The organism is Nonomuraea sp. CA-143628 (assembly GCF_050942315.1).
Taxonomy (GTDB): Bacteria; Actinomycetota; Actinomycetes; order Streptosporangiales; family Streptosporangiaceae; genus Nonomuraea.
In genome coordinates, this window is record NZ_CP192072.1 from 7,231,729 (window position 1) to 7,256,386 (window position 24,658).

At 70.1% G+C, this 24,658-nt stretch carries 26 protein-coding genes; 19 read left to right on the forward strand and 7 right to left on the reverse strand.

What is annotated here, in order from left to right; genetic code table 11:
• Window positions 1–4: 4 nt before the first annotated feature.
• From ACQP2T_RS33195 to mctP (ACQP2T_RS33210), 4 genes are all read left to right on the forward strand, one after another.
• Complete coding sequence (locus ACQP2T_RS33195) at window positions 5–211, forward strand: DUF3311 domain-containing protein (protein ID WP_433508833.1); 207 nt, start codon at window positions 5–7, stop codon at window positions 209–211.
• Complete coding sequence (mctP, locus tag ACQP2T_RS33200) at window positions 208–1,818, forward strand: monocarboxylate uptake permease MctP (protein WP_433508834.1); 1,611 nt, start codon at window positions 208–210, stop codon at window positions 1,816–1,818. Before ACQP2T_RS33195 ends, mctP (ACQP2T_RS33200) begins: the two co-directional genes overlap by 4 nt.
• Before the next feature lie 132 nt (window positions 1,819–1,950).
• On the forward strand, window positions 1,951–2,160 hold the full coding sequence (locus ACQP2T_RS33205; protein WP_225292873.1) for a DUF3311 domain-containing protein: 210 nt from the start codon (window positions 1,951–1,953) through the stop codon (window positions 2,158–2,160).
• A complete protein-coding gene (mctP, locus tag ACQP2T_RS33210) occupies window positions 2,157–3,767 on the forward strand; it encodes a monocarboxylate uptake permease MctP (protein WP_433508835.1) in 1,611 nt (536 codons plus the stop codon). The genes ACQP2T_RS33205 and mctP (ACQP2T_RS33210) overlap by 4 nt, the downstream gene beginning before the upstream one ends.
• A gap of 62 nt (window positions 3,768–3,829) precedes the next feature.
• Here mctP (ACQP2T_RS33210) and ACQP2T_RS33215 read toward each other — a convergent pair whose 3' ends face one another.
• Window positions 3,830–4,171, reverse strand: coding sequence for a DUF6285 domain-containing protein (locus ACQP2T_RS33215; protein WP_433508836.1), 342 nt, complete (start codon window positions 4,169–4,171; stop codon window positions 3,830–3,832).
• A 52-nt stretch (window positions 4,172–4,223) separates the two neighbouring features.
• Between ACQP2T_RS33215 and ACQP2T_RS33220 the strand changes: the two genes are divergently transcribed.
• From ACQP2T_RS33220 to ACQP2T_RS33235, 4 genes are all read left to right on the forward strand, one after another.
• The gene (locus tag ACQP2T_RS33220; RefSeq protein WP_433508837.1) at window positions 4,224–5,414 is read left to right on the forward strand and encodes an acyl-CoA dehydrogenase family protein; all 1,191 of its coding nucleotides are present in this window, start codon (window positions 4,224–4,226) and stop codon (window positions 5,412–5,414) included.
• Entirely contained in the window at window positions 5,411–6,424 is a 1,014-nt protein-coding gene (locus ACQP2T_RS33225) for a phosphotransferase family protein (RefSeq protein ID WP_433508838.1), read from the forward strand. Before ACQP2T_RS33220 ends, ACQP2T_RS33225 begins: the two co-directional genes overlap by 4 nt.
• Window positions 6,425–6,494: 70 nt before the next feature.
• Complete coding sequence (locus tag ACQP2T_RS33230; RefSeq protein WP_433508839.1) at window positions 6,495–7,214, forward strand: ABC transporter ATP-binding protein; 720 nt, start codon at window positions 6,495–6,497, stop codon at window positions 7,212–7,214.
• Window positions 7,211–8,047, forward strand: coding sequence for an ABC transporter permease (locus tag ACQP2T_RS33235; protein WP_433508840.1), 837 nt, complete (start codon window positions 7,211–7,213; stop codon window positions 8,045–8,047). The genes ACQP2T_RS33230 and ACQP2T_RS33235 overlap by 4 nt, the downstream gene beginning before the upstream one ends.
• On the opposite strand, the gene ACQP2T_RS33240 is transcribed toward ACQP2T_RS33235, so the two are convergent.
• Both ACQP2T_RS33240 and ACQP2T_RS33245 read right to left on the reverse strand, forming a co-directional pair.
• On the reverse strand, window positions 8,001–8,642 hold the full coding sequence (locus tag ACQP2T_RS33240) for a TetR family transcriptional regulator (protein ID WP_433508841.1): 642 nt from the start codon (window positions 8,640–8,642) through the stop codon (window positions 8,001–8,003). The two genes, ACQP2T_RS33235 and ACQP2T_RS33240, sit on opposite strands and share 47 nt — an antisense overlap.
• On the reverse strand, window positions 8,639–9,079 hold the full coding sequence (locus tag ACQP2T_RS33245; RefSeq protein WP_433508842.1) for a hypothetical protein: 441 nt from the start codon (window positions 9,077–9,079) through the stop codon (window positions 8,639–8,641). The genes ACQP2T_RS33240 and ACQP2T_RS33245 overlap by 4 nt, the downstream gene beginning before the upstream one ends.
• Window positions 9,080–9,154: 75 nt before the next feature.
• Here ACQP2T_RS33245 and ACQP2T_RS33250 point away from each other — a divergent pair, with 75 nt between their 5' ends.
• The 10 genes from ACQP2T_RS33250 to aroQ all read left to right on the forward strand — a co-directional run bounded on the left by ACQP2T_RS33250 (window position 9,155) and on the right by aroQ (window position 18,793).
• Window positions 9,155–9,844 (forward strand): class I SAM-dependent methyltransferase, encoded by a 690-nt coding sequence (locus ACQP2T_RS33250; protein ID WP_433508843.1) that lies wholly within the window; start codon window positions 9,155–9,157, stop codon window positions 9,842–9,844.
• Between the two features lie 421 nt (window positions 9,845–10,265).
• Window positions 10,266–10,541 carry an FmdB family zinc ribbon protein gene (locus ACQP2T_RS33255; protein ID WP_433508844.1) on the forward strand — a complete coding sequence of 92 codons (276 nt, stop codon included), beginning with the start codon at window positions 10,266–10,268 and terminating at the stop codon, window positions 10,539–10,541.
• Window positions 10,542–10,701: 160 nt separating this feature from the next.
• Window positions 10,702–11,367 carry an AmiS/UreI family transporter gene (locus ACQP2T_RS33260; RefSeq protein WP_433508845.1) on the forward strand — a complete coding sequence of 222 codons (666 nt, stop codon included), beginning with the start codon at window positions 10,702–10,704 and terminating at the stop codon, window positions 11,365–11,367.
• A gap of 83 nt (window positions 11,368–11,450) precedes the next feature.
• A complete protein-coding gene (gene fmdA, locus ACQP2T_RS33265; RefSeq protein WP_433508846.1) occupies window positions 11,451–12,698 on the forward strand; it encodes a formamidase in 1,248 nt (415 codons plus the stop codon).
• A 437-nt stretch (window positions 12,699–13,135) separates the two neighbouring features.
• Window positions 13,136–13,564 (forward strand): hypothetical protein, encoded by a 429-nt coding sequence (locus ACQP2T_RS33270; RefSeq protein WP_364002488.1) that lies wholly within the window; start codon window positions 13,136–13,138, stop codon window positions 13,562–13,564.
• Between the two features lie 109 nt (window positions 13,565–13,673).
• Window positions 13,674–14,474, forward strand: coding sequence for a hypothetical protein (locus tag ACQP2T_RS33275; RefSeq protein ID WP_433508847.1), 801 nt, complete (start codon window positions 13,674–13,676; stop codon window positions 14,472–14,474).
• A 31-nt stretch (window positions 14,475–14,505) separates the two neighbouring features.
• The gene (locus ACQP2T_RS33280; RefSeq protein ID WP_433508848.1) at window positions 14,506–15,606 is read left to right on the forward strand and encodes a hypothetical protein; all 1,101 of its coding nucleotides are present in this window, start codon (window positions 14,506–14,508) and stop codon (window positions 15,604–15,606) included.
• Window positions 15,603–17,030: a hypothetical protein gene (locus ACQP2T_RS33285; protein WP_358542909.1), complete on the forward strand. Its 1,428-nt coding sequence runs from the start codon at window positions 15,603–15,605 to the stop codon at window positions 17,028–17,030. The genes ACQP2T_RS33280 and ACQP2T_RS33285 overlap by 4 nt, the downstream gene beginning before the upstream one ends.
• Entirely contained in the window at window positions 17,027–18,313 is a 1,287-nt protein-coding gene (locus tag ACQP2T_RS33290) for an AAA family ATPase (protein ID WP_433508849.1), read from the forward strand. The genes ACQP2T_RS33285 and ACQP2T_RS33290 overlap by 4 nt, the downstream gene beginning before the upstream one ends.
• A gap of 27 nt (window positions 18,314–18,340) precedes the next feature.
• Window positions 18,341–18,793 (forward strand): type II 3-dehydroquinate dehydratase, encoded by a 453-nt coding sequence (gene aroQ, locus ACQP2T_RS33295; RefSeq protein ID WP_433508850.1) that lies wholly within the window; start codon window positions 18,341–18,343, stop codon window positions 18,791–18,793.
• Here the strand turns inward: aroQ and ACQP2T_RS33300 are convergent, their stop codons facing one another.
• Window positions 18,794–19,672, reverse strand: coding sequence for a ThuA domain-containing protein (locus ACQP2T_RS33300; RefSeq protein ID WP_433508851.1), 879 nt, complete (start codon window positions 19,670–19,672; stop codon window positions 18,794–18,796). It abuts the gene before it with no gap.
• A gap of 172 nt (window positions 19,673–19,844) precedes the next feature.
• Here ACQP2T_RS33300 and ACQP2T_RS33305 point away from each other — a divergent pair, with 172 nt between their 5' ends.
• Window positions 19,845–21,968, forward strand: coding sequence for a PQQ-binding-like beta-propeller repeat protein (locus ACQP2T_RS33305; RefSeq protein ID WP_433508852.1), 2,124 nt, complete (start codon window positions 19,845–19,847; stop codon window positions 21,966–21,968).
• Here ACQP2T_RS33305 and ACQP2T_RS33310 read toward each other — a convergent pair.
• From ACQP2T_RS33310 to ACQP2T_RS33320, 3 genes are read right to left on the reverse strand one after another with little or no spacing between them, the layout of a single operon-like run.
• On the reverse strand, window positions 21,962–22,720 hold the full coding sequence (locus tag ACQP2T_RS33310; protein WP_433508853.1) for a citryl-CoA lyase: 759 nt from the start codon (window positions 22,718–22,720) through the stop codon (window positions 21,962–21,964). The two genes, ACQP2T_RS33305 and ACQP2T_RS33310, sit on opposite strands and share 7 nt — an antisense overlap.
• Window positions 22,713–23,864 (reverse strand): CaiB/BaiF CoA transferase family protein, encoded by a 1,152-nt coding sequence (locus tag ACQP2T_RS33315; RefSeq protein ID WP_433508854.1) that lies wholly within the window; start codon window positions 23,862–23,864, stop codon window positions 22,713–22,715. The genes ACQP2T_RS33310 and ACQP2T_RS33315 overlap by 8 nt, the downstream gene beginning before the upstream one ends.
• Before the next feature lie 18 nt (window positions 23,865–23,882).
• Window positions 23,883–24,656, reverse strand: a complete 774-nt coding sequence (locus ACQP2T_RS33320) for an IclR family transcriptional regulator (RefSeq protein WP_433508855.1) — start codon at window positions 24,654–24,656, stop codon at window positions 23,883–23,885.
• Window positions 24,657–24,658 lie beyond the last annotated feature (2 nt).

The following is a 24,658-nucleotide window of genomic DNA, read 5'->3' on the forward strand; positions in this document are numbered from 1 at the left end:
CGCCTTGCCCGATGACAAGAGTGACCGCAGCCCCTGGAACTGGCTGCTGCTCCTCCCCATCGCCATCCCCCTGCTGACGTTCCTGTACAACTCCGACGAGCCCCGGCTGCTGGGCTTCCCGCTGTTCTACTGGCTGCAGATCGCCTTCATCGCCCTCGGCGTGATCACGACCACGCTGGTCTATCGGATGACCAAGCGGAGGCAGCGATGAGCGAGCACCTGACCGAGATCATCATCTTCACCGTCCTGTTCCTGGTGGTCAGCGGCATGGGCTTCGTCGCCGCCCGGTGGCGCCGGCCCACCGACCTGGCCAGCCTCAACGAGTGGGGGCTGGGCGGGCGCAACTTCGGGGCGTGGATCACCTGGTTCCTCATCGGCGGCGACCTCTACACCGCCTACACCTTCGTGGCCGTGCCCGCGCTGCTGTTCGGGGCGGGCGCCGCGGGGTTCTTCGCGGTGCCGTACACGGTGATCACCTACCCGATCGTGTTCCTCATCATGATCCGGCTGTGGTCGGTGTCGCACGTGCACAGCCTGGTCACGCCGGCCGACTTCGTGCGGGTACGGTTCGGCTCGCCGACGCTGGCGCTGCTGGTGGCCATCACCGGGATCGTGGCGACCATGCCGTACATCGCGCTGCAGCTGGTCGGCATCGAGGCCGTGCTGAAGACGATGGGCGTGTCCGGCAGCGGGTTCCTCACGGACCTGCCGCTGATCATCGCGTTCGTGATCCTGGCGGCCTACACCTACCAGTCGGGGCTGCGGGCGCCCGCGCTCATCGCCTTCGTCAAGGACATCCTCATCTACCTGGTCATCCTCGTCGCGATCATCTACATCCCGGCCCGGCTGGGCGGCTGGAGCCAGATCTTCGGCGACGCCACGGCCAAGTTCGCCGCGACCCCGGCGCCCGGCGACGGGACCCTGCTCAACCCCAACAACCAGCTCCAGTACGTCACGCTGGCGCTGGGCTCGGCGCTGGCGCTGTTCCTCTACCCGCACAGCGTCACCGGCGTGCTGGCCTCGCGCAACCGCGACGTGATCAAGCGGAACATGTCGGCGCTGCCCGCCTACAGCCTGCTGCTGGCGCTCATCGCGCTACTGGGCTACATGGCGATCTCGGCGAAGATCAAGCCGATCGGCACCGACGTCAACACCGTCGTGCCGCAGCTGTTCGACCAGATGTTCCCCGACTGGTTCGCGGGTGTGGCGTTCGCGGCCGTCGGCATCGGCGCGCTGGTCCCGGCGGCCATCATGTCGATCGCGGCGGCGAACCTGTTCACCCGCAACATCTACCGCGAGTACATCAACCGCGATCCGACCGACGCCCAGGAGGCCGGGGTCAGCAAGGTCACCTCGCTGGTGGTGAAGATCGGCGCGGTGCTGTTCATCCTGTTCATCGACCCGCAGTTCTCCATCGACCTGCAGCTCATCGGCGGCGTGATCATCCTGCAGACGCTGCCGTCGGTCGCCATCGGCCTGTTCACCCGCTGGTTCCACAAGGGCGGGCTGATCGCGGGCTGGGTCGCCGGGATGGGCGCCGGCATCCTCATGCTCTACAACGTCGCCAACCCGGCCACCAAGCACGAGCATTTCGGCGGATCGGCGTTCGCGCTGTCCAAGCTGGGCCTCGACACCAAGATGACGATCTACGCGGGCTTCCTGGCGCTGGCCGTGAACCTGATCGTCGCGCTGCTCGGCACGCTGCTGTTCCGGGCGCTCAAGGTCGCGGACGGCCCCGACGGCACCGCCCCCGAGCACTACACGGCCGACGAGGGAGACCCGCGCATCAAGGACCTCGACCTGGCCGGTTCGACGTGATTTAGGCCAAACCGTAACCCAGCTGACATTGGGATTAATCCCCTGGAAAAGCTACCCTCCTCCCATTGACGAGATGTCAGGAGCCGGTTCAGAAGGATAGACCGGCTCCTGATCCATGCTTGGGAGGGGTCGATGACAACCGGGGAACCCGGGCGGGCACGCAGTGACCGCAGCCCTTGGAACTGGCTGCTGGTGCTGCCCATCGTGCTGCCGCTGCTGACCTTCCTGTTCAACGCCGACGAGCCCCGGCTGCTCGGCTTCCCGCTGTTCTACTGGCTGCAGATCGCCTTCATCATCGTCGGCGTCGGCTGCACCACGATCGTGTACAGGATGACCAAGTGAACGCCAACGTGACCGAGCTGGTCGTCTTCGCGCTGCTGTTCCTCGCGGTGAGCGTCATGGGGTTCGTGGCGGCCAAGTGGCGGCGGCCCGAGAACATCGAGAGCCTGCACGAGTGGGGCCTGGGCGGCCGGAACTTCGGCTCCTGGATCACCTGGTTCCTGGTCGGCGGCGACCTCTACACCGCCTACACCTTCGTGGCCGTGCCCGCGCTGGTGTTCGGGGCCGGGGCGCTGGGCTTCTACGCCCTGCCGTACACGGTGGTGGTCTACCCGCTGGTGTTCCTGGTGCTGGCCCGGATGTGGTCGGTGTCGCACGTGCACGGGTTCGTCACTCCGGCCGACTTCGTCCGGGCCCGGTTCGGGTCGCCGACGCTGGCGCTGATCATCGCGATCACCGGCCTGGTGGCGACCATGCCGTACATCGCGCTGCAGCTCGTCGGCATCGAGGCCGTGCTGAAGACGATGGGCATCACCGGGCACCTGCCGATCATCATCGCCTTCGCCATCCTGGCGGCCTACACCTACCAGTCCGGGCTGCGGGCGCCGGCGCTGATCGCCTTCGTCAAGGACACGCTGATCTACATCGTGATCCTGGCGGCGGTCATCTACATCCCGGCCAAGCTGGGCGGCTGGGGGTCGGTCTTCGACGCGGCCAAGGCCAAGTTCGACGCGAGCCCGGCGCCCGGCGACGGGATCACCCTCAACGCCAACAACCAGCTGCAGTACATCACGCTGGCCTTCGGCTCGGCGCTGGCGCTCTTCCTCTACCCGCACAGCCTCACCGGCGTGCTGGCCTCCAAGAACCGCGGCGTCATCAAGCGGAACATGGCGGCGCTGCCCGCCTACAGCTTCCTGCTCGGCCTGATCGCGCTGCTCGGCTTCATGGCGATCGCGGCGGGCACCAAGCCGGTCATGGGCGCCAACGGCAAGCCGGACACCAACACGATCATCCCGGCGCTGTTCGACCAGATGTTCCCCGACTGGTTCGCGGGCGTCGCCTACGCCGCCGTCGGCATCGGCGCGCTCGTCCCGGCGGCCATCATGTCGATCGCGGCGGCGAACCTGTTCACCCGCAACATCTACCGCGAATACCTGCGCAAGGACGCCACGGACGCGCAGGAGGCCAAGGTCTCCAAGCTGGTCTCCCTGGTGGTCAAGGTGGGCGCGGTGCTCTGCATCCTGCTGCTCGACCCGCAGTTCTCCATCGACCTGCAGCTCATCGGCGGCGTGATCATCCTGCAGACGCTGCCGTCCGTGGGGCTGGGCCTCTACACCCGTTGGTTCCACAAGGGCGGCCTGATCGCCGGCTGGATCGCCGGGATGGGCGCGGGCATCTGGATGCTGTACATGATCCCGAACCCGGCCAACGGCAAGGCTCACTTCGGCGGGTCGGCGTTCGGGCTGGCCAACCTCGGGATCGACACCAAGATGACGATCTACGCGGGCTTCCTTGCGCTGGCCGTGAACCTGATCGTGGCGGCTCTGGGCACGCTGGTGTTCCGCGCGATGAAGGTGGCCGACGGGCCGGACGCGACCTCTCGCGAGGACTACTTCGCCGACGAGGGCGACCCCAAGGTCAAGGACCTGGACCTGGCGGCGTCGCACTGATCGCCTTCCTGGCCGTTTGACGGCCGGTTCCCGGTGGGGAACCGGCCGTCGGTCATGATCGGCTAGCCGTCGACGAGATAGCCGGGGTTGGCCACTTCCAGCTTGGCCCGTACGGCGTCCCTGAGCGCCTCGACCAGGGCCGAGTCGTCGAAGCGGCCCTCCCGGACGGCCGCCGCCAGCTCCGCGTCGTCGCTCACCCCCAGCCCGGCCAGCCGCCGCCCGTGCTCCTCCGCGTGGCCGGGGCCGAGCTCGAGCTCCCGCTCGACCATGCCGAGCACGTTGATCGCCACCCGGGTGTGGAAGCGCACCCGGCCCTCGACCGCGGGCAACACGTCGTCGGCCAGGAAGTCGCGGACGGCCGCCACCAGATGGGCCGCTGAGGGGACGTCGTGCGGTGCCGCCATAAGGGACCCCTTATCCGTTGACCGGGCAACGATTATCGGTTGTGATCCTGTCATGAGCTTCGCCGTCCCAGACAGCGTCCGTCCCATCCGCGATGCCGTCCACGCGTTCATGACCGAGCGGGTCGAGCCCGCCGAGAACGTGCTCCACCAGGGCGGACCCGCCGCCGGGGCGGCACTCGACGAACTGCGGGCCGAGGCCAAGAAAGAGGGCCTGTGGGCCCTCGGTCACCCGCGTGAGCTGGGCGGGGGCGGGCTGCCCTTCCTCGACTACGTCTACGTCAACGAGGTGCAGGGGCGCAGCGAGTTCGGGCAGATCGCGCTGGGGACGTACACGCTGCAGGACTCGCTGATGCTGTACGAGCACGCCTCGGCCGAGCAGCGGGAACGCTACCTCGACCCGCTGGTGCGCGGCGACATCTCGCCGAGCTTCGCGATGACCGAGCCGTCCGTGTCGAGCAGCGACCCGACGCAGCTCAGGACGGCCGCCGTACTCGACGGGGGCGAATGGGTGATCAACGGGCACAAGTGGTTCACGACCGGCGCATCCCGGGCCGCGTACACCACCGTGATGTGCCGGACGGAGGACGGCGCGGCGCCGCACCGGTCCTTCTCCATGATCCTCGTGCCGACCGACACGCCTGGCTACGACATCATCCGCGAGACGCCGGTCCTGGGGCTGGACGGCGCGCACTGCGAGGTCCGCTACGACAACGTCCGGGTGCCCGCCTCGAATCTCCTGGGCCGGCGCGGCGAGGGGTTCGTGATCGCGCAGCGGCGCCTGGGCCCCGGACGGATCTTCCACTGCATGCGCTGGCTCGGCCAGGCGCAGCGGGCCTTCGACCTGATGTGCCGCCGGCTGCGCGAGCGGAGCGCGTTCGGCGAGCCGCTGGCCGCCAAGCAGCTCATGCGGCAGCACGTGTTCGACTCCTACACCGAGATCCAGGCCGCGCGGCTGCTCACGCTCGACGCCGCGCGGGCCATCGACGCCGGCTCGGAAGCCCGGGTCGAGATCGGCGCGATCAAGGTGGTGGGCTCGCGCATGCTGCACAACGTGATCGACCGGGCCATCCAGGTGTACGGCGCGGCGGGGCTGACTCCGGACACCCCGCTGGACCGGATGTACCGGCACGCCAGGGCCGGGCGGATCTACGACGGCCCCGACGAGGTGCACATCGACTCCGTGGGACGGCGGATACTCGGTGCCTACGCGGCGGGCGGGAACTGGGAGTTCGGGCTGCGATGACAGAGCCGGTCCACTCGAGCGTCCACTCAGTCGTCCACTCGGTCGTCCACTCGATCGTCCGCGAGGTCTTCGGGCCCGGCGCGTCGGTGCCCTTCAGCTCGCGGCTTCCCGGCGGGGCCTCGCGTGAGACGTGGGCGCTCGACGTGCTCGACGGGGACGAACGGCACGAGCTGATCCTGCGCCTCGACTCCCCCGGCGCCGCCCTGGAGGCCGGTGGCAGCCTGGCGAGCGAGGCCGTGCTGATGCGGGCCGCCGCCGAGGCCGGGGTGCCGGTGCCGCGGGTCGTGGCGGCCCGTGGGGCGGAGGTGTCGGTGCCGCCGACAGTGGCGGCCGGTGAGCCGTACATCCTCATGACGCGGGTGGCGGGCGAGACGATCCCGCGCAGGATCCTGCGCGACGAGGCGTACGCGAGGGCGCGGCACCGGCTGGCCGCCCAGTGCGGCGAGGCGCTCGCGGCGATCCACCGGATGCCGCTGTCGGCGCTCCCCCCTGTTCCTGCCGCCGAGGATCCGCTGCGGCAGTGGCGGGACGTGCTCGACCAGATCGGGGAGCCGCATCCGGTGTTCGAGCTGGCCTTCCGGCGGCTGGCGGCGACCCGCCCGGCGGCGGCGCGGCGGACCGTGGTGCACGGCGACTTCCGCAACGGCAACCTGATCGTCGGGCCCGAGGGGATCCGGGCGGTGCTCGACTGGGAGCTGGCCCACGCGGGTGACCCGGTCGAGGACCTCGGCTGGCTGTGCGTGAAGGCGTGGCGGTTCGGCTCGCCGCTGCCGGTGGGCGGTTTCGGTGATTATGACGACCTGGTGAGCGCGTACGAGAAGGCCGGCGGGCAGCCCGTCGACCGGGACGCGCTGCGCTGGTGGGAGACGTTCGGCGTGCTCAAGTGGGGCGTCATCTGCGTGATGCAGACGATGCGCCACCTGCGCGGCGGCGCGCGTTCGGTCGAGCTGGCCGCGATCGGGCGCCGGGTGTGCGAGAACGAGTGGGACCTGCTGCGGCTGCTCGGCTGAGAACCCGCTCCGCTGTGGGGTGGCTGAAAACCCGTTGCCGTTGATCGCGTACGAACCGCACTCTTGTCGGGTGACCATCCTGGAGGCGACTCATCTGGTCAAGCGGTTCGGGTCCGTGACGGCGGTGCGCGATCTGAGCCTCACCGTCGCCGAGGGAGAGGTGATCGGGCTGCTCGGCCTCAACGGCGCGGGCAAGTCGACGACCCTCCACATGCTGCTCGGCCTGATCACCCCTGACGCGGGCAGCGTCAACCTGTTCGGCCAGGACCTGGCGCGGCACCGGATCGAGGTGCTGAGCCGGGTCAACTTCGCCGCCAGTTACGTGGACCTGCCCGGACCGCTGCTGGTGCGGGAGGTGCTCGACGCCTTCGCCCGCCTCTACGCGCTGCGGCGGCCGGCCGCGCGGGTCGACGAGATGATCGAGCTGTTCGAGCTGGGGCCGCTGCGCGGGCGCCGGATGATGGACCTGTCCTCCGGCCAGCGCACCCGGGTACAGCTGGCCAAGGCCCTGCTCAACGCGCCCCAGCTGCTGGTGCTGGACGAGCCCACCGCCAACCTCGACCCCGACGCGGGCGACCGGATCCGCGGCCTGCTGTCGCGCCTGGCCGAGGAGAGCGGCAACGCCATGCTGATCACCTCGCACAACATGCGCGAGGTCGAGCGGATGTGCGACCGGATCCACTTCATGTCCGACGGGCGGATCGTGGCCACGGGCAGCGCCGAGGAGCTGGCCAGCCACTACGGGGTCGACGACCTGGAAGAGGTGTTCCTGAAGGTGGCCCGCGGATGACGTACCTCGCCCCTCCCCCGCTCACCCTGCCTCCGCTCAGCCTCGCCGCCCGGCGCAGCCGGATCTCCGGGGTGATCCGGCGTGACTTCGCCGCGCTGCGGCGCAGCCCGGTCCGGATGTTCGAGATCCTGTTCTGGCCCACTGTCGAGCTGCTGCTGTGGGGGTTCGTCACGCTGTTCCTCCGCACGCAGCAGGTGCCCTTCGTGGTGGCGTTCCTGATCGGCGCGGTGCTGCTCTGGCAGGTGCTGCAGAAGGCCAGCAACGAGATCTCGATGGCCTTCCTGGAGGACATCTGGTCGCGCAACCTGCTCAACGTGCAGGTGAGCCCGCTGTCCAGCGTCGAATACCTGATCGGGCTGATGCTGTTCTCGCTGGGCAAGGTGGTCTTCGCGGTCGCCGTGATGGCGGGTCTCGCGCTGGTGCTCTACGGGTTCGGGGTGACGAGCCTGGGCGTGGGGCTGGTGCCGTTCATGGGCATCCTGCTCCTGCTCGGCTGGTCGCTCGGGCTGATCGGGATCTCGGCGGTGCTCAGGTTCGGCGAGAACGCGCAGGTCATCGCCTGGTCGGTGGTCTTCTTCGTACAACCGCTGGCCGGGATCTTCTATCCCCTGTCGGTGCTGCCCGCGCCCGTGCGGACCGTGGCGTGGTTCCTGCCCGCCTCGCACGTCTTCGAGGGGATGCGTACGGTCATGTCGGGCGGTGCGGTGCCGTGGGACCGGATGGCGTGGGCGGCAGGGCTCAACGCCGTCTATCTGGCCATCGCGCTGGGGGTGTTCGGGTGGGCGCTCAACTACGCCCGGCGGCATGGGAGGCTCTCCCGCTTCGGTGACTGACGGCCGCGACGATCACGTCCACCAGTCCCTCGACGACCTCCGCCCGATCGACCTCCGGATGCTCCAGCCACCAGTCGCCCGTGGTCTGCACCATGCCGACGAAGGCGTGACCGAGCACCTGGGCGCGTACGGGCTCCGGCACCACCCGCCCGGCAGCCAGCACCCCGCCCAGCTCCTCGCCCAGGCTGCGCACGAGCGCCGTCATGTGGGAGCGCATCCGGGTGTCCTCGGCACTGGCCCGGTGGAACAGGAAACGGTAGAGGTTGCGGTTGGCCGAGATCAGGTCCAGGTAGACGGTGATCGTCGTCCTGGCCCGGCCGCGCAGATCGGACGCTGCCTCCGCGAACCCTGGAGGCCGGTCGGACACAGCTCCGGCGAACCCGGGGCGCAGCTGGGCGATGACCGTGCGCACGTGGCGGTCGGCCAATGCCTCGTAAAGGCCGCTCTTGTCGCCGAAGTGGCGGTAGAGGATCGGCTTGGTGATCCCGGCCTCGGCGGCGATCGCGGCCATGGACGCCTCGGGGCCCTCGCGCAGGATCACCCGGTCCGCCGCGTCCAGCAGCGCCTTGCGCCGATCCGGGTCCCGTCCGCTCATCCGCCCAGGATAGATCGCCGTCTACGCGGCAGCAGCGCCGACAGCACCAGCAGGACGCCGATGACGGCGTACAGGCCCGTCACCCCGGCCAGGGCGCCCGGCGGCTCACCGGCCAGGGCGCCCACCGGCTGGCCCGTGGGCACCGCGAAGCTCGGCAGCCGGCCCGCCAGGTCCAGCGCGACCTCGAGGTCGAACGCGAACAGCGCGGCGGCGGCGGTCAGCGGCAGCCCGCAGGCCAGCGCGGCCAGCGGCGACAACCACGACCAGGCGGCCAGCAGCAGCACGATGGCCGCCACGACCGTCAGGTAGCCGAGCCCGGCGGGCGCGGGCCGGAAGGCGGCGTACGCCGCTCGCAGGGCCCTGGCGCCCGCCTCGGTCAGGTAGTAGACGAGGGGCAGCGCGGCCGACCCGGCCACCGCGCCGATCAGATGACGCACCTGAGGGGACACAGCACCTTCGTCCCCGCGAGAACGGAATCCCATGTGCGCTCGCCCGGAGTTAGATTCGAAGGCATGACGATCATCCCCCGCTCCGGCACCGGCCCCGGCTCGATCACTCCCGACGGCTCCCCTGTCGAGTACTACACACTGCTGAAGCCCCGCGGCGAGGCGGAGCTGGTCGCGGGGGTGGTGCCGCCTGGCGGCTCCGTCCTGGAGCTGGGCGCGGGCGTCGGCCGGGTGACGCACGCGCTGCTGGAGCACGGCTTCGAGGTGGTGGCCGTGGACGAGTCGGCGGAGATGCTGGCCCACGTGCGGGGGGCGCGGACCGTACAGGCTCGGGCGCAGGATCTGCGGCTGGAGCGGCGCTTCGACGCGGTCACGCTGGGCTCGTACCTGGTGAACACGGCCGACGAGGACGACCGGCGGGCGCTGCTGTCGGCCTGCGCCCGGCACGTGGCGCCCGGCGGAGCGGTGCTGATCGAGTGGACGCCGCCCGAGACGCACGACTCCAGGCGAGCCGGCCAGGGCAGAACCGACGGCGACATGACGATCACGCTGGCCGCCCTGGAGGAGACCGGGCCGGACCAGTTCAACGCGACGATGCGCTACACGCACCGGGATCGGGTGTGGACCCAGTCGTTCACGTCCCGGCGGCTGACGGACGACGACCTGCGCGCGGCACTGGCCGAGTGCGGGCTCCGCCTGGACCGCTTCCTCACCGAGGACCGCGGCTGGGCACTCGCCGTCCCCGACCTCCCGTAGCCGTGCGCGTTGACATCTGACGCGCCGCTGGACAGGCGCTGTCGTCGGTGGGATGGGCTTGTATGGGCTGGTCGGCCGCGACCTGCCCGCGGCCGTCGATGGCGGCGTCTTCGTTGTTGGCCAAAATCGTGAAATCCATCAAATGTCCGGCAAATTCTCCCAGCCGGTCAGGCAATTGTCCGCGTGCCAACGTTAAAAGTCTGACCACATTTATCTCCTCCGCGGGCCCCCTTCCGCTACTCTTACTCCCTTTTCCGCGCAGAGCTGGTTTTCCGGGAAATTGCCGCAGTATTCGACGACCTTGACATGGGCTTGGCGGCGGAGGTTACTTGAAGTATGCCTAGATCGCCGCAGGCCGGCGATGGCTCTGCGGTGCCGAAGGCCGGAGAAGATCGAGTCGGATCTCTGCGGAGGAATGCCTATGGCGACGTATGAGTATCGCTGCCCCGACTGCGGGCGATTCGACGTGCACCTACCGATCGGGACCGCCGCGGCGGCCTGCGAATGCCCCGCGTGCCGGCGCCCCTCCCGTCGAGTCTTCTCCTCGCCGTACCTCAGCCGGGTGCCTTCGGTGGTCAATGCCGCGCTCACCCGCGAGGAGCAGAGCCGGGAAGCACCCGAGGTGGTCACGAGCGTGCCTGCCAAGCGGCGCGAACCGCCGCCGCACCCGGCACTGCCACGCCTGCCTCGGCCTTGAGCAACAGAGCCTTGAGCAACAGAAGCTTTTGATCAACACAAACAACGCGGCGCGTGCGTGTGAACCGCTCACACACGCGGCTCCGCCGGTCCGGAGGCGGTGACAGGCCGCCCGGCGTGAGTGATGCCGCCACACGACAACACCAGGAGGTGCGTCGCTCATGGGAGCCGTCGGACTTCTCTACGTCGGCGCGGTGCTCTTCATCAACGGGATGATGCTGCTGAAGAAGATCGACGCACGCGCGGCGGCCATCTTCAATCTCTTCGTCGGCGCCCTGCAGGTGATCACGCCCACTGTGCTGATCATCCTCAATCCCGGAGACCCGGCCCAGGTCCTCGGCGCGTCCGGGATCTATCTGTTCGGTTTCACCTACCTGTACGTCGGGATCAACCTGCTGGGCGGTTTCGACACCACGGGAGTCGGCTACTTCTCGCTGTTCGTGGCCGTCATGGCGCTCGGATACTCGTACGCGAACTTCCGGCTCCTGGGCGATCCGGCGTTCGGGGTCATCTGGCTCTACTGGGGTTACCTGTGGTTCCTCTTCTTCGTGCTGCTGGGTTTGAAACACGAGCAGATCACCAGGTACACGGGCTGGGTGACGGCGATCCAGGGGTGGGTCACGGCGGCGATCCCCGCGTTCATGATCCTGACGGGCTACTGGCGGAACACCAGCCTCATCGCCTCCGTCCTCGCCGTGTTCGGCGTGGTGGTCTTCGTCGGGCTGTGGCCGCTGACACGTGGACGTGAACCCACGGCGGCGGCACCGGCTCCGAGCGATGAGGCGATGGGCGCCCGCGACCGGACACATCGCCCTCGGTGGACCTGAGGAGAAGACCCGCGACGCCCGCGAAGGAGGTGGTCGATGCGTTTCTCGCCTGACGGCATCCGTATTCCAGAAAGGCATTCATCATGCCGAACGTCGTATTCAGCATCGATCAGTCGAGGTCAATGCGCGATCAGAAAGTCCCGGGACACAATCGATGGCACCCGGATGTTCCGGTGGCCGAGATGGTCCGCCCCGGAGATGAGTTCCGAATCGAATGCAGGGAATGGACCGACGCCCAGATAGGCAACAACGATTCCGCGAACGACGTACGCGACGTCGACCTGACCGTCGCGCACGTGCTGAGCGGACCCATCGGGGTGGAGGGAGCCGAGCCGGGCGATCTGCTGGTCCTCGACATCATGGACCTCGGCGCGGTTCCCCAGCAGGTCGGGCAGGCACCGGGACAGGGATGGGGCTACACCGGCGTGTTCGCCAAGGCGAACGGCGGCGGATTCCTGACCGACTACTTCCCCGACGCCTACAAGGCGATCTGGGACTTCCACGGCCAGATGGCCACGTCCCGCCACCTGCCAGGTGTCCGGTTCACCGGCATCACCCACCCAGGGCTGTTCGGCACCGCGCCGTCAGCCGAGCTGCTCGCCTCCTGGAACCGCAGGGAGCAGGCGCTCATCGACACCGATCCGCAACGGGTCCCGCCGCTCGGCCTGCCACCGCTGGCCAACAACGCCATCACCGGTATGGCGAACGGCGAGGCGGCACGGCGGATCGCCGAAGAGGGCGCCCGTACCGTGCCGGCGAGGGAGAACGGCGGCAATCACGACATCAAGAACTTCACCCGCGGAGCCCGGGTCTTCTACCCGGTCATGGTGAAGGACGCGAAACTTTCCGGAGGTGACCTGCACTTCAGCCAGGGCGACGGCGAGATCACCTTCTGCGGCGCGATCGAGATGGGCGGTTTCATCGACTTCCACGTCGACCTCATCAAGGGCGGCATGGAGAAGTACGGTGTCTCCACCAACCCGATCTTCCTGCCCGGAAACGTCGAGCCGCGCTATTCCGAGTTCATGTCGTTCATCGGGATCTCGGTGGACCACGACACCGACACCAACTATTACCTCGACGCGACGGTGGCCTACCGCAGGGCATGCCTTAACGCCGTCGAGTATCTCAAGAAGTGGGGCTACACCGGCGAACAGGCCTACCTGATCCTCGGCTCGGCTCCGATCGAAGGGCGAATCAGCGGGATCGTCGACATTCCCAACGCCTGCTGCTCGCTCTACCTGCCCACCGCGATCTTCGACTTCGACGTACGCCCGAATGCCGAAGGACCAGTCAGGAAGGAGCGCGGACAGTGCGCCGTGACGAGCTGACCGCCACCACATGACGCGTGCGACGGCCCAGCTCCTGGTCGAGCGGCGCCTGAGAACGAGAATGGCCACCGCGCATCGACGATCGATCGTGACAGAGAGGAAGACGGATCGCGCGGTGGCCATCGCGATCCCGGCACGCGGCCGGCGATCGTGCGCCGGGTAATATCTTCCCCTATTTATCCCCATAGGTCATTTACCGCGCCAGAGTGCGATCCGATGGACCAATGCCCCTGCCACGCCAGGCTTGCCACCATTTCGACGCGCCCCGCTCAAAGGCGGTTCGACCGCCGCCAACGGTCAACCCCACGCCCCTAGCCCGAAACTTGCGCAAATAGATGGTTATCCTCAGGTGTAGTCGCACAAACCCCTGACATGCCTCCCGACCTAGGGCAATTCCCAAACGGGTGGGTGCGCCTGCCACTCCGAAGGATTTATCAATGAACAACGACGCCGTGTGGGTCCGGAGCGTGACCGGCATCCAACTGCACCACACCACAGACCTCCAGGACGCCGGCCGATTCCTGGGCAACGCGGTGATGGCGCTGCGGGCCGCGCACGTACGAACCGGCGATGACAGGTACTCCGACCTCGCCGCCGAACTCAAGGCCATGGTGGCGGAGACCCGGACCCTGGAGACCCAGGCCCGGGAACGCATGCACGGCCTGCACTCGGAGGACCCCGAACAGTTCGTCCGCTGCCGCGAAGGCGAAGAGCCCTGGCCCGACGAGATCCAGGCGGGGTTCGTTCCACGCCACACCTGCAATGATCGGTGCCTGTATCACGACCAGGACGTTCTCGACGCGATCATGCAGTGCATCTGCGCACGTCCCCCGTGCCGGGCATGCGCCATCGCCGGTACGCCGTGAAGTGAGCGGCGCATTGAACCAGGCCGCGCCCTTTACAATGTAGATCACACGCACGTCTCGATGTCCTGAAAATACTGGGAAATACTGGAACTCTTGGTACGCTCGCGCCATGAGTGACCGGCTGGACGATCTCGAGAGGCGGATCGACGAGCTCCGAGCCGGTGTGCGCAGGGCCATGCGGGTCAAGGACACGGCCACGGCCAGGACCCTGCGCGCCGAGCTGCGCGGCGCCGAGCGCACCTGGGACGCCCTGGTGAGCACGGCCCCGGCGGATGATCCGAAAGACAGCGAACCCGAGCCCCCGGCTCCACGCCTGGTGACCGTGCGCGAGCAGGTGCATCAGGGTCTCCTCATCCTGGGCGCCTGTGCCCAGCCACGGCTGATCGTCGCCGTGGGCGCGGCGTTCTGCGGCGGCACGCTGCGCAGCAATCAGCTCACCAGCCTGCGCCGCGACGAGGAACGCTCGTTCAAGTCCTCCCCGTACGGCCGCCCGTACTACCTGTGCGCGGCCCTGACGGACCGCCTCTCCCCCGCCCGTGGCCTGCTGGCGGCCAGTACGTGGCCGCAGGCGCGCCGGATGGTCGGCCCGCTCAGCCCTCGCGTCGACTTCCTCACCTGCGCCATAGCGGTGGCCGAGCAGGTGACCGACGCCCTCCTCGAGCCCGGAGGGGCGCGGCTGCTGACCAGGATGGCGCGCAACATCCCCGGCGCCGCCGACGACGATCTGGGGCCGCCCGACCCCGGCCGGGTCATCGAGGCGGCGCGGGCAGAGCTCGCGGTGCACGTGGAACGCGACACGCAGGACCGCGCTGAGCTGGCCGAACGTGCGGCGACGCAGCTCGGTGACACAGCGCGGCTGTTCGGCGCCGCTACGCTGAGCACTGTCGCGAAGAAAAGGATCACTGGGTGAAAGCGCGCAACAGCGAGACGAGAGGCAGCCGATGAACCGGCTTGACGCGCTGCGAGGCACGACGCCACCGAAGCCGCACGACGCCCGCGCCATCGCCGCGCTCGCGGCGAACCCCGGCTGCTCACGCCGGGCGCTCATGGACGGCGCCGGGATCGACAAGGACGCCGCCGCCCGGCATCTGGGCTTCCCCGCGCCGTTCGGCCAGTCGCCGTTCGCGATCACCCGCGGGAACGTGTTCGAGGCGCTGGTGAAGGCCGACGGCTGCGCCGAGCTGCTGCGCATGCTGCGGGAGCAGCTCGGCCTGCCGATCGCCGAGGTGGCCTACCACGACGTGGAGAACGTCGGCGCGCACCTGCGCCACGCCCACACCAAGGCGCTGTTCGACCGGGCGGTGTCCGAAGGGCAGGACGCGGGGACGGTCTACGACCATCCGCTGCTCGCCCTGGAGATCGCCGGGCACGCCGCCTACCTGGAGCCGGACGTGGTGGCCTTCCAGCTCGGCGGGCGCTTCCACATCGTGGAGATCAAGTCGTTCGCGGTGATCGACGGGCAGGCGGACCCGGCCGCGGTGGCCGCGGCGGCCCGGCAGGCGGCGGTCTACGTGCTGGCGCTGCGCAGACTGCTCTACGAGCTGGGGCACGACCCGCTGCGGGTCTCGCACGAGGTCGTGCTGGTCTGCCCGGAGAACTTCGCCAACCGGCCCGTCGCGACGCTGGTCGACGTGCGCAAGCAGCTGGCCGTGCTGGAACGCCAGCTCGACCGGATGACGGGGCTCGACCGGCTGCTCGACGTCCTGCCCGACGAGGTCACCTTCGATCTGCTGCCCGGCGAGGACGGGCTGCCGACCCGGTCGGCCGCCGAGCTGGCCGACGCGCTGCGCCGGTCCGACGCCCGCTACGCGCCCGACTGCCTGTCGACCTGCGACCTGTGCTTCTTCTGCCGCGACGAGGCCCGGCAGGAGGGCGCCTCCGACCTGCTCGGCCGTAACGTACGCGACGAGCTGGGCGGCGTGGCCTCCGTCGGCGAGGCGCTCGGGCTGGCCGACGGCACCCGCGACCCGGCGCCGGGCCAGGAGGAGATCGCCCGGCTCCTGCGCAACGCCGAGCGCCTGCGCAGAGAGTGCCTGACGTGAGCCTGCTCACCTCGCTCGCCCGGCTGCGGGCCCTCGACGAGGGCATCGCGCAGCCCATCGCGACCGTCCGGCACTGCCATCTGTCGGCGCGGCCGATGGTGTTCATCCCGCTCAAGCTCTCCGGCGAGGCCGCCGCGCCGCTGGCCGCCATGCTCGGCACCGACCGGGCCGAGCCCCGCCTACTGGTGGTCACCCAACCGCGTAACCGTGATCTGCGCTTCGCCTGGGCCGCCGAGCTGGCCGGGCTGCTGCTGCCGTACATCCAGGGCTTTCTGCGCGAGACGGAGACGGTTGAGCGCAAGAACGCCGACCCCTACGAGCGGGCGCTCGACGCGCCGCAGCTGATCGTGCCGAACCAGGCGGGGGTGGCGTTCACCCGGCTGCTCGGCCGCTCCACCCGGTTCCGGCGGGCCGACGGGCCCTATCCGGTGCCCACGGGGGTGCCGCTGCTGGGCAGGTGGCTGACCTGGTTCGCCGAGCGGGCCGGATATCCGGGTTCGTCGCTGACCATCGCCGCGACCGACGAGCTGGGCAGGCACTGGGCAAGCGGGCAGAGCGGCCTGGAGGACGCGAACCTGGCCGCGCTGCTCGCCTGGATCACCGACGGGCCGAGTGACGACGCGGAGGATCCGCTGATCTGGCCGCCCGCGGGGCCCGTCACCGATCCGGGGTTCGACGCCGAGGTGCTGGCGCCGGCGATCGAGAAGGGCTCGGCCGAACGCGTCACCGAGGCCCTGCGTTCCCAGCTCGAACCCACCTGGCGGCTCATGTGGCAGGCGATCGACCTGCTCGCCGGTCTGCCCGAGGGCAACAGTGTGGCGCAGCGGTGGGAGCAGGACCGCGCCTCCTTCAGCGGCCTGGCCGCGCAGATCGAGGACGGCGCGCCGCCGCAGGCCAGGCATGACGGCGCGATCGCCGCCGCCGCGCGCCTGGCGCGCATGGAGCGCGCCCAGGCCGCCTACGAGGTGCAGCGCGCCTACGACGACCCGCTCGTCATGGCCGAATACCGGCTGACCGGCGAGGCGTTCGCGGGCGAGGTCGTGGAGACCGAGCCGGAGAACTTCGAGGGCGAGGGCCGCTCGCGCAAGCTGCGCCCGCTCGTGGTGGTCAAGACCGACGATCCCGTACGCCTGGCACCCGGCACCACGCTGGGCACCCCGCAGCGGCGCGGCCAGGGCGCCCAGCTGGTCGAGGCGAGCGACGGCCTGGTCACCCTGAAGATCACCAAAGGCATGGGCCGCGGCAAGACGCCCACCCCGGGCGCGGTGCCCGAGGTGGGCGAGCGGGTCTGCTACACCTCGCTCACCGACGACTTCCAGGGCGCGCCGAGCCTGCCCGACGCGGAGGCGACGCCGTGGACGCACGGCGGACCGCCGCGCGAATACCGCCCCACCGACGAGGACGCCCGCGAGGAGTGGTCGTGACCGGCGAGGACGCCAGCCCCGAGCAGGTCATCAGGGACGTGCTCGCCGACCTGCCCAAGAACCGCGGCGTGGTGGTCGACTCACCGCCGGGGGCGGGCAAGTCCACGCTCGTCGTCCGGGCCGCCGCCCACCTGGCCGAGACCGGCGAGCCGCTGATGATCGTCGCCCAGACCAACGAGCAGGTCGACGACCTGGTGACGCGGATCTCGGAGCGGCACCCGCGGCTGACCGTCGGCCGTCTGTCGGCCAGCGGCTACGTGCCGCCGCTGCGGCTGCTGGAGCTGTCCGGTGTCACGGTCGGCACGCGGATCCAGGATCTCGGCGATCCCGACATCACGATCGCCACGTCGGACAAGTGGGCGTGGATCTCCGGCCGTACCTGGCCGTGGGCGATCGTGGACGAGGCGTACCAGATGCGCTCGGACAAGCTGCTGCGCATCGCCGGGCTGTTCCAGCGGGCGCTGTTCGTGGGCGATCCCGGCCAGCTCGACCCGTTCTCGATCGTGGACGGCGACCGCTGGTCCGGCCTGTCGTGGGACCCGCTGCAGAGCGCGGTCTCGGTGCTGCTGCGCCACAACCCCGATCTGCCGGTGCACCGGCTGCCGGTGTCGTGGCGGCTACCCGCCACGGCCGCGCCGGTGGTGTCGAAGGCGTTCTACCCGTTCACCGGGTTCCGGTCGGGCACCGGGGCCGGTGAGCGGCGGCTGGAGCTGGCCACCGGCGGCATGGGCACCGTGCACGACCGGGCGCTGGAGGAGGCGGCCCGCTCCGGCTGGGCGCTGCTGGAGCTGCCCAACCGCCACACCGTGCGCACCGACGGCGAGGCCGTGCAGGCGGTGGCGCTGCTGGCCGAGCGGCTGCTGCAGCGCGGCGCGGTGGCGGGCTCCGAGCAGGGCGAACGGCCGGTGACCGCCGACCGGATCGCGGTCGGCGCGGCCCACCGCGACCAGGTGGCGGCGATCAGGGCCGCCGGGCTGCCGCCGGAGATCACGGTCGACACCGCCAACCGGCTGCAGGGCCGCGAGTACGACGTGACGATCGTGCTGCACCCGCTGTCGGGCCGCCGCGACGCCACCGCGTTCCACCTGGAGTCGGGGCGGCTGTGCGTGCTGGCCTCGCGGCACCGGCACGCGTGCGTGGTGGTGGCCAGGGCGGGCATCGCCGAGCTGCTCGACGCCCATCCGTCGGCGGAGCCGGTACGGCTGGGCGTTCCGGTGAAGTTCCCCGACGGCTGGGAGGCCAACCAGTCGGTCCTGGAGCACCTGGCCCGCCACCGGGTGTAGCGGCGACGATCACGAAGTGAGGCATGTGTGACATCCGTGTACGTTCTCAACGGCCCCAACCTCAACCTGCTCGGCACCCGCAAGCCGGAGGTGTACGGCACGACGACGCTGGCCGACGTCGAGGAGATGTGCCGCCAGGAGGCCGCCGGGCTCGGCCTCGACCTCCGCTTCCGGCAGTCGAACCACGAGGGGCAGCTGATCGACTGGATCCACGAGGCCGGGGCCGAGGTCAAGGCCGGGCGGTGCGTGGGCGCGGTGTTCAATCCCGGCGCCTACACGCACACCTCGGTGGCCCTGCACGACGCCATCGAGGGCGTGGAGCTGCCGGTGGTGGAGCTGCACATCTCCAACGTGCACGCCCGCGAGCCGTTCCGGCACCACTCCTACATCTCGCCGGTCGCGCGGAGCATCGTGGTGGGGTTCGGCGTGCACGGCTACGTGCTGGCGATGCGCGGCCTGCACCACATGGTCAAGGGGTGATCAGCGGCAGAAGGGCGCCATGCCCATCGCCGAGCGCAGGCCGCCGGTCAGGTGGCCGAGGAAGCGCTGGTCGCCGGTCCACGCCTGCACCTCGTGGCCGAGCGTGGTGACCCACGACCTGCCGCCGTCGTAGTACTGGCACCAGGAGACCGGGTGGTCCCTGCCGTGCCCGGGATGGCCGAGGTTGCCGCGGGTGCCCTTCAGCATGGTGCTCTCGTCGACCTGGGCCAGGACGCGGACGCGGGTGGGGGCCGGGACCAGGTTGTACCACTCGTCGCTGAACGTCCAGGCCGGCGGCAGCCCGGCGGTGGAGGCATCGCGCCGGTCGACCGTGCGCACGGTGGCGGGCTGGTCGGGGCCGTGGTCGTAGAAGTTGGTCTCGCCGAGCAGCCCTTCGTACCAGGGCCAGTTGTACTCGGTGCCGAAGGCGTTGTGCACGCCGACGAAGCCGCCGCCCGCCCTGACGTACTGGCGCAGCGCGGTCTGCGCCGCGTCGTCGAGCGCGTCCCTGGTCGTGCTCAGGAACATCACCGCGTTGTACTTCAGCAGGCTCTGCGCCGAGGCGAGCTGGGTGACGTCCTCGGTGTAGTCGACCGCGAAGCCGTTGTCCTGGCCCAGCTTGAGCACGGCCTTCACGGCCACGTTGTCGTCGTTGAGCGGCGGGTTGAGCCCCGGCCCGAGCACGGTGCCCAGGTGGGCGTGGCGCGGGCCGGCCGTGCGCGTGTAGACGAGCAGGCGGTAGCCCTTGGCCGGGTCGAAGTTGCCCCAGTCGTGGTAGCAGCGGGCGTCGGTGCCCCGGCACACGCCGCCGGCGGGCGCGGGATCGTTGGAGGCGGCTGAGGCGGGCAGGGCGACCGCCAGCAGAAGGGCGGCGGTCACGAGCGTAGAGGGTCTCACGGGCACCTCCGAAGTCCACCAGGTGGATCGATCGTTCCACAGCGTAGCCAGCGCACCGAAGCCCGGCAAGGTCTTGTCTTCACCGCGGTACCGGCTTATTGTGCGTCCGTTAAGCGGATCTATAGGTCCATCTAGTGGACCGCAAGAAGGCGTGGTGCCAGTGGAACGACGCAACTTCCTCATCGGCGCGGCCGCGGCGCTGGCCGTACCCGCTCCTACGGACGCACCGGCTCCGGCTCCGGAACAGCAGTCCGCCGCCCTGGGTAGCGCGGGCAAGGACTTCCCCAAGGTCTGCGGCAACCTCGGCAACCACAACCACTCGCCGCTCAAGAAGATCACCGCGCGCAACCTGGACCGCCTCGGCGGCGCCTGGCACGTCAACCTGGAGGGCGGCAGCACCGCCGCGCCCCAGCAGAGCACCTGCGTCGCGGAGAACGGCATCCTGTACGTCCAGACGACGCAGCAGAACGTCTTCGCCGTGGACGGCAGGACAGGGGCGCTGAAGTGGAAGACGAACCTCGGCACCAAGCAGACCAACATGCGCGGGGTCGCGCTCGGCGAGGGCCTGGTCTTCTCCACCTCCGGCGCCAACATCGTGTACGCCCTGGCCAAGGACACCGGCAAGGTGGTGTGGCAGCGACAGCTCATCACCGAGGACGAGGGCGGCGGCGACACCGGCGGCTGCGATCCCCAGAACGGGCAGTGCGGCGGCCTGACCGGCACCCTGGCCGGCGCGGTCGTCTACTGGGACGGCCTGATCTACGTCGGCATGCAGGGCAGCACCGGCGGCGCCCGTGGCCGCGCCTACGCCCTGAAGGCGGCCACCGGCGAGGTGGCGTGGACGTTCTGGGCGTGTCCCGGCGAGGGCCAGTTCGGCAACGACACCTGGGAGGGCGAGTCCTGGAAGACCGGCGGCGCGGTGCCGTGGATCCATCCCGCGATCGACCCGGACCTCGGGCTGGTCTACTGGACCTTCGGTGGCTCCTATCCCCGGCTGGACGGTTCGGGCAGGGGCGGCGACAACCTGTTCGCCAACTCGATCGTGGCCATCGACGCCAAGACGGGCAAGCGCGAGTGGCACTTCCAGTCGGTGCACCACGACATCTGGGACCTGGACAACGTCATGGCGCCGGTGCTGGTGGACGTACGGATCGGCCGCGGCGTGCGCAAGGTCGTGGTCTACGGCAGCAAGGCCGGGATGTTCTACTTCCTCGACCGGGCCACGGGTGAGCCGGTCCACGGGGTCACGGAGCGGCCCGTGCCCCAGGACTTACGTCAGAAGACCGCGCCGACGCAGCCGTTCCCCGGCGGCGCGCCGTTCATCACCCAGGCGCCGGAGTTCGGCAAGGCGACCCGGCCGGTGCCGTTCTACGCCTGGGGCGGCCTCTACACGCCGCACTGGGACCGGGCGACCATCATCTTCCCCGGCGCGGGCGGCGGAGCCGACTGGGCGCACCTGTCGTTCAGCCCCCACACGGGCTGGATCTACGTCGGGTACGGGCTGATCAACTCCGGCTTCTCCAACAGCCGCGACGGCCGGGTCAACACCTCGCGCCCGCTGGGCGAGTACTTCGCCGGGGGCATCGCGGCTGTCGATCCCCGTACCAACAAGCCGGTGTGGACCCTCGACCGGGAATGGTCGCTGGCGCACGGCAACGGCATTCTCACCACGGCCGGGCGGGTCATGTTCCAGGGCGGCCCCGACGGGGTACTGCACGCGATGGACGACACCGACGGGAAGATCCTTTGGAGCTTCCAGTGCGGCGCCGGGGTGCACACCAGCCCGATCAGCTACGAGATCGACGGCGAGCAGTACATCGCGGTCCTGGCGGGCGGAAACGGGCTGCCGTACCCGGACATCCCGCGTGGCGACCACCTGTGGGCGTTCAAGCTCGGCGGCAAGGTGGCACCCGCGGCGGCCCCGGTCCCGCCCAAGAAGCGCAACGACGTCAGGGCCGCCGCCGTCGCCGGCACGACGGTCACCCTGGGCCGCGTCTGGGACACAGCGAACCAGGGTCCGGGCCCGGCCGAGAACACCGTCGCCCAGAACGCCATGTCGCCGCAGCACCTGCGGGTCCCCAAGGGGACGACCGTCACGTTCGTCAATCCGGCGGACAACGCCTTCGCGCACGCCGCCGTGTCGTTCTTCGAGTACGAGTTCGACACGGGCGTGCTGATGCCGGGGCAGTCGTTCACCCACACGTTCGCCACGCCCGGCGAGTACTTCTACAACGACGCGATCTTCCCGCAGAACACCGGGAAGATCGTCGTCTACTGACCGGGACTGTGCTGACCAAGGTAGGTCGGCCGGATCGAGGGGGGCAGGGGGCCCTTGTTGCGCCGCCCCTGCCCCGACTCCTCCCAGGCGTGCGCCAGGATGCCGACGCTGCGGCCGAGCACGAACAGCCCTCTGGCCAGCGGCGCGGGGAAGCCGAGCTCGGCGTAGACGACGGCGGTCGCGCCGTCGATGTTCATCGGAACCGGGCTGATCAGCGCCTCGACCTCCTTGGCCGCCCGCAGGTGGCCGCCCGGCACGACGCCGTCCGCCACGGCGTCCTCCACGAGCCCGAGCAGCGGATCACGGCGCGGGTCGCGGGAGTGGAAGCGGTGCCCGAACCCGGGCAGGTATTTGTCGCGGGCCCGCCACCGGGCCACCGTGGCCGCGGTGTCGCCGCAGGCCAGCGCCTCCTCCAGCAGCTCCACGCACTGCTCCCCCGCCCCGCCGTGGACGTCGCCCAGCAGGTTGACGCCGGTGGCGACGGCATTGTTCAGCCCGACGCCGCAGGTGATCGCCATCCGCGCGACGGCGATGGACGGCGCGTGCGGGCCGTGGTCGACCGAGGAGACGAGCGCGGCCTCCAGCAGCGCCGCCCGTCGCGGGTCGGGCAGGTCGCCGCGGAGCATGAGCCAGACCATCTCCGCGAACCCCACCCGGCCGATCAGCTCCTGGACCGGCCGGCCGCGCAGCTCGATGACGTCGGGCTCGATCCTGGAGACGGCGGTGCCCCACCAGTCGGCCGCCTCACTCATGGGCGTACTCCTCGTTGTGCGCGCCGAGCCGCGGCGGGGAGGCCGGGGGACGCAGCGGTTCGTCGTCCACGAGCACGCCGTTGCCGGTCACCGTCAGGCGGCGATCGGTCCCGTCGGGGAAGCTCAGCTCGGTGAGGAAGCCGCGATGGCGCAACTGGTCGAGTGCCAGCGCCTGCGGGACGGTGAGGATGCGGGCCGCGGGCACGCCGTGACCGGACAGCACCTCCTCCCACTCCAGCGCGGTCCTGGCCCGCAGCGCGGCGTTGAGCTCGGCGTTCAACGCCTTCCGGTGAGCCTTGCGCCCCTCGGGGAGGGCGAAGCGCGGGTCGGCCGGCAGTTCGGGGCGGCCGATCAGGCGGCAGAGCGTCTCGAACTGCGTCTGCTGGTTGGCGGCGATGTTGAGCGGCCCGTCGGCGGTCTCGAACGTGCCGGACGGCGCGGCGGTGGCGTTCTGGTCACCCATCGGCTCCGGTTCGACACCGCTGACCAGGTAGTTGGACACGGTCCAGCCCATGGCCGAGATCGAGGCCTCCAGCATGGACAGGTCGAGGAAGCTGCCGCGGCCGGTGCGGTGCCGCCCGGCGAGCGCGGCGCAGATCGCCATGGCGGCCATCAGCCCGCCGATCGTGTCGCAGACCGGGAAGCCGACGCGCATCGGCACCGTGTCGGGGGTGCCGGTGACGCTCATCATGCCCGACAGGCCCTGGATGATCTGGTCGTAGGCGGGGGCCCCGCTCATCGGGCCGCTCTGCCCGAAGCCGGAGATCGCGCAGTAGACCAGCCGCGGGTTGAGCTCGCGCAGCCGGTCGCGGTCGTAGCCGAGCCTGGCCAGCACGCCGGCCCGGAAGTTCTCCAGCAGGACGTCGGCGCCGGTGACCATCGCCTCGAAGGCCACCCGCCCCGCCGGGCTCTTCAGGTCGAGCTCCACGGACTTCTTGCCCGCGTTCTGGGCCAGGAAGGAGGCGCCGATCCGGTCCCGGTTGAGCTCGTCGTCAGGGCCGAGGCGCCTGGCCAGGTCGCCGCTGCCGGGCAGCTCGACCTTGACGACCTCGGCGCCGAACAGCATCAGCTGGTAGCTGCAATAGGGTCCGGCGAGCACGCTGGTCAGATCGACGACCTTGACCCCGTCCAGTGGCAAATGCATTCACGCTCTCCCCATCGGTCAAGTCAGTGGGTGGTCGAACCCGCGCTCCGACATCCGCTCCGCCACCTCGCTCAGGTCCGCGACGAACTCCGCCACGCGCTCGTCCGTGAAGCGCACGGTCGGCCCGCTGAGGGTGAGCGCCGCCACGATCGCCTTCGTGGCGCCGGTGACGGGCACCGCGACGGCCGACAGGCCGGGCTCGCGCTCGCCGTGGCTGACCGCGTGGCCGTCGCCCGCCGCCTGGTCGATCCACTGCCGCAGCGTCTCCAGGTGCGCCTCGCCGTACGGAGAGGAGCGGGCGATCCGCGACAGGAGGCGCGCCGGCGCGTCCCTGAGCAGGACCTTCGAGGAGGCGCCCGCCCACATGGGCAGCTCGTCGCCGACCCGCACCACGTGGCGCAGCGGCTGCGGGCTCTCCTGCTGGGCGATGCAGATCCGGTGGACGTCCCTGGCGACGTAGAGGTTGACGGTCTCCCGCTGCCGGGCCGCCAGGTCGCGCATGAGCTTGACGGTCTCCGGCGGCAGCTCCCACGCGCTACGGGCCAGGTGCGCCCACCGCCACAGGGCGGGCCCTGCGGTGTAGCCCTTGGGCGTGGCCCACAGCAGGCCCATGTGCTCAAGGGTCTGCAGCAGGCGCAGCGCCGTCGTCTTCGCCAGGCCGGTCTCGTCGACGACCTCGCGGATCGTCAGGATCCGCCGGTCCTCGCCGAGCAGGGACAGGATGTCGAACGCTCGCTGAACGCTGCGCACGCCACCGGCCTCGCCGGATTCTGCCGGGAAGTTCGCGGGCACGG

What these genes read in the sequence shown, in the direction of transcription:
- mctP (WP_433508834.1), top strand. Translation starts at nt 208, where the DNA reads ATGAGCGAGCACCTGACCGAGATCATCATCTTCACCGTCCTGTTCCTG.
- ACQP2T_RS33280 (WP_433508848.1), top strand. Translation starts at nt 14,506, where the DNA reads ATGAACCGGCTTGACGCGCTGCGAGGCACGACGCCACCGAAGCCGCAC.
- ACQP2T_RS33255 (WP_433508844.1), top strand. Translation starts at nt 10,266, where the DNA reads ATGGCGACGTATGAGTATCGCTGCCCCGACTGCGGGCGATTCGACGTG.
- ACQP2T_RS33310 (WP_433508853.1), bottom strand. Translation starts at nt 22,720, where the DNA reads ATGAGTGAGGCGGCCGACTGGTGGGGCACCGCCGTCTCCAGGATCGAG.
- ACQP2T_RS33315 (WP_433508854.1), bottom strand. Translation starts at nt 23,864, where the DNA reads ATGCATTTGCCACTGGACGGGGTCAAGGTCGTCGATCTGACCAGCGTG.
- fmdA (WP_433508846.1), top strand. Translation starts at nt 11,451, where the DNA reads ATGCCGAACGTCGTATTCAGCATCGATCAGTCGAGGTCAATGCGCGAT.
- ACQP2T_RS33225 (WP_433508838.1), top strand. Translation starts at nt 5,411, where the DNA reads ATGACAGAGCCGGTCCACTCGAGCGTCCACTCAGTCGTCCACTCGGTC.
- ACQP2T_RS33240 (WP_433508841.1), bottom strand. Translation starts at nt 8,642, where the DNA reads ATGAGCGGACGGGACCCGGATCGGCGCAAGGCGCTGCTGGACGCGGCG.
- ACQP2T_RS33220 (WP_433508837.1), top strand. Translation starts at nt 4,224, where the DNA reads ATGAGCTTCGCCGTCCCAGACAGCGTCCGTCCCATCCGCGATGCCGTC.
- ACQP2T_RS33235 (WP_433508840.1), top strand. Translation starts at nt 7,211, where the DNA reads ATGACGTACCTCGCCCCTCCCCCGCTCACCCTGCCTCCGCTCAGCCTC.
- ACQP2T_RS33260 (WP_433508845.1), top strand. Translation starts at nt 10,702, where the DNA reads ATGGGAGCCGTCGGACTTCTCTACGTCGGCGCGGTGCTCTTCATCAAC.
- ACQP2T_RS33250 (WP_433508843.1), top strand. Translation starts at nt 9,155, where the DNA reads ATGACGATCATCCCCCGCTCCGGCACCGGCCCCGGCTCGATCACTCCC.
- ACQP2T_RS33205 (WP_225292873.1), top strand. Translation starts at nt 1,951, where the DNA reads ATGACAACCGGGGAACCCGGGCGGGCACGCAGTGACCGCAGCCCTTGG.
- ACQP2T_RS33275 (WP_433508847.1), top strand. Translation starts at nt 13,674, where the DNA reads ATGAGTGACCGGCTGGACGATCTCGAGAGGCGGATCGACGAGCTCCGA.
- ACQP2T_RS33270 (WP_364002488.1), top strand. Translation starts at nt 13,136, where the DNA reads ATGAACAACGACGCCGTGTGGGTCCGGAGCGTGACCGGCATCCAACTG.
- ACQP2T_RS33215 (WP_433508836.1), bottom strand. Translation starts at nt 4,171, where the DNA reads ATGGCGGCACCGCACGACGTCCCCTCAGCGGCCCATCTGGTGGCGGCC.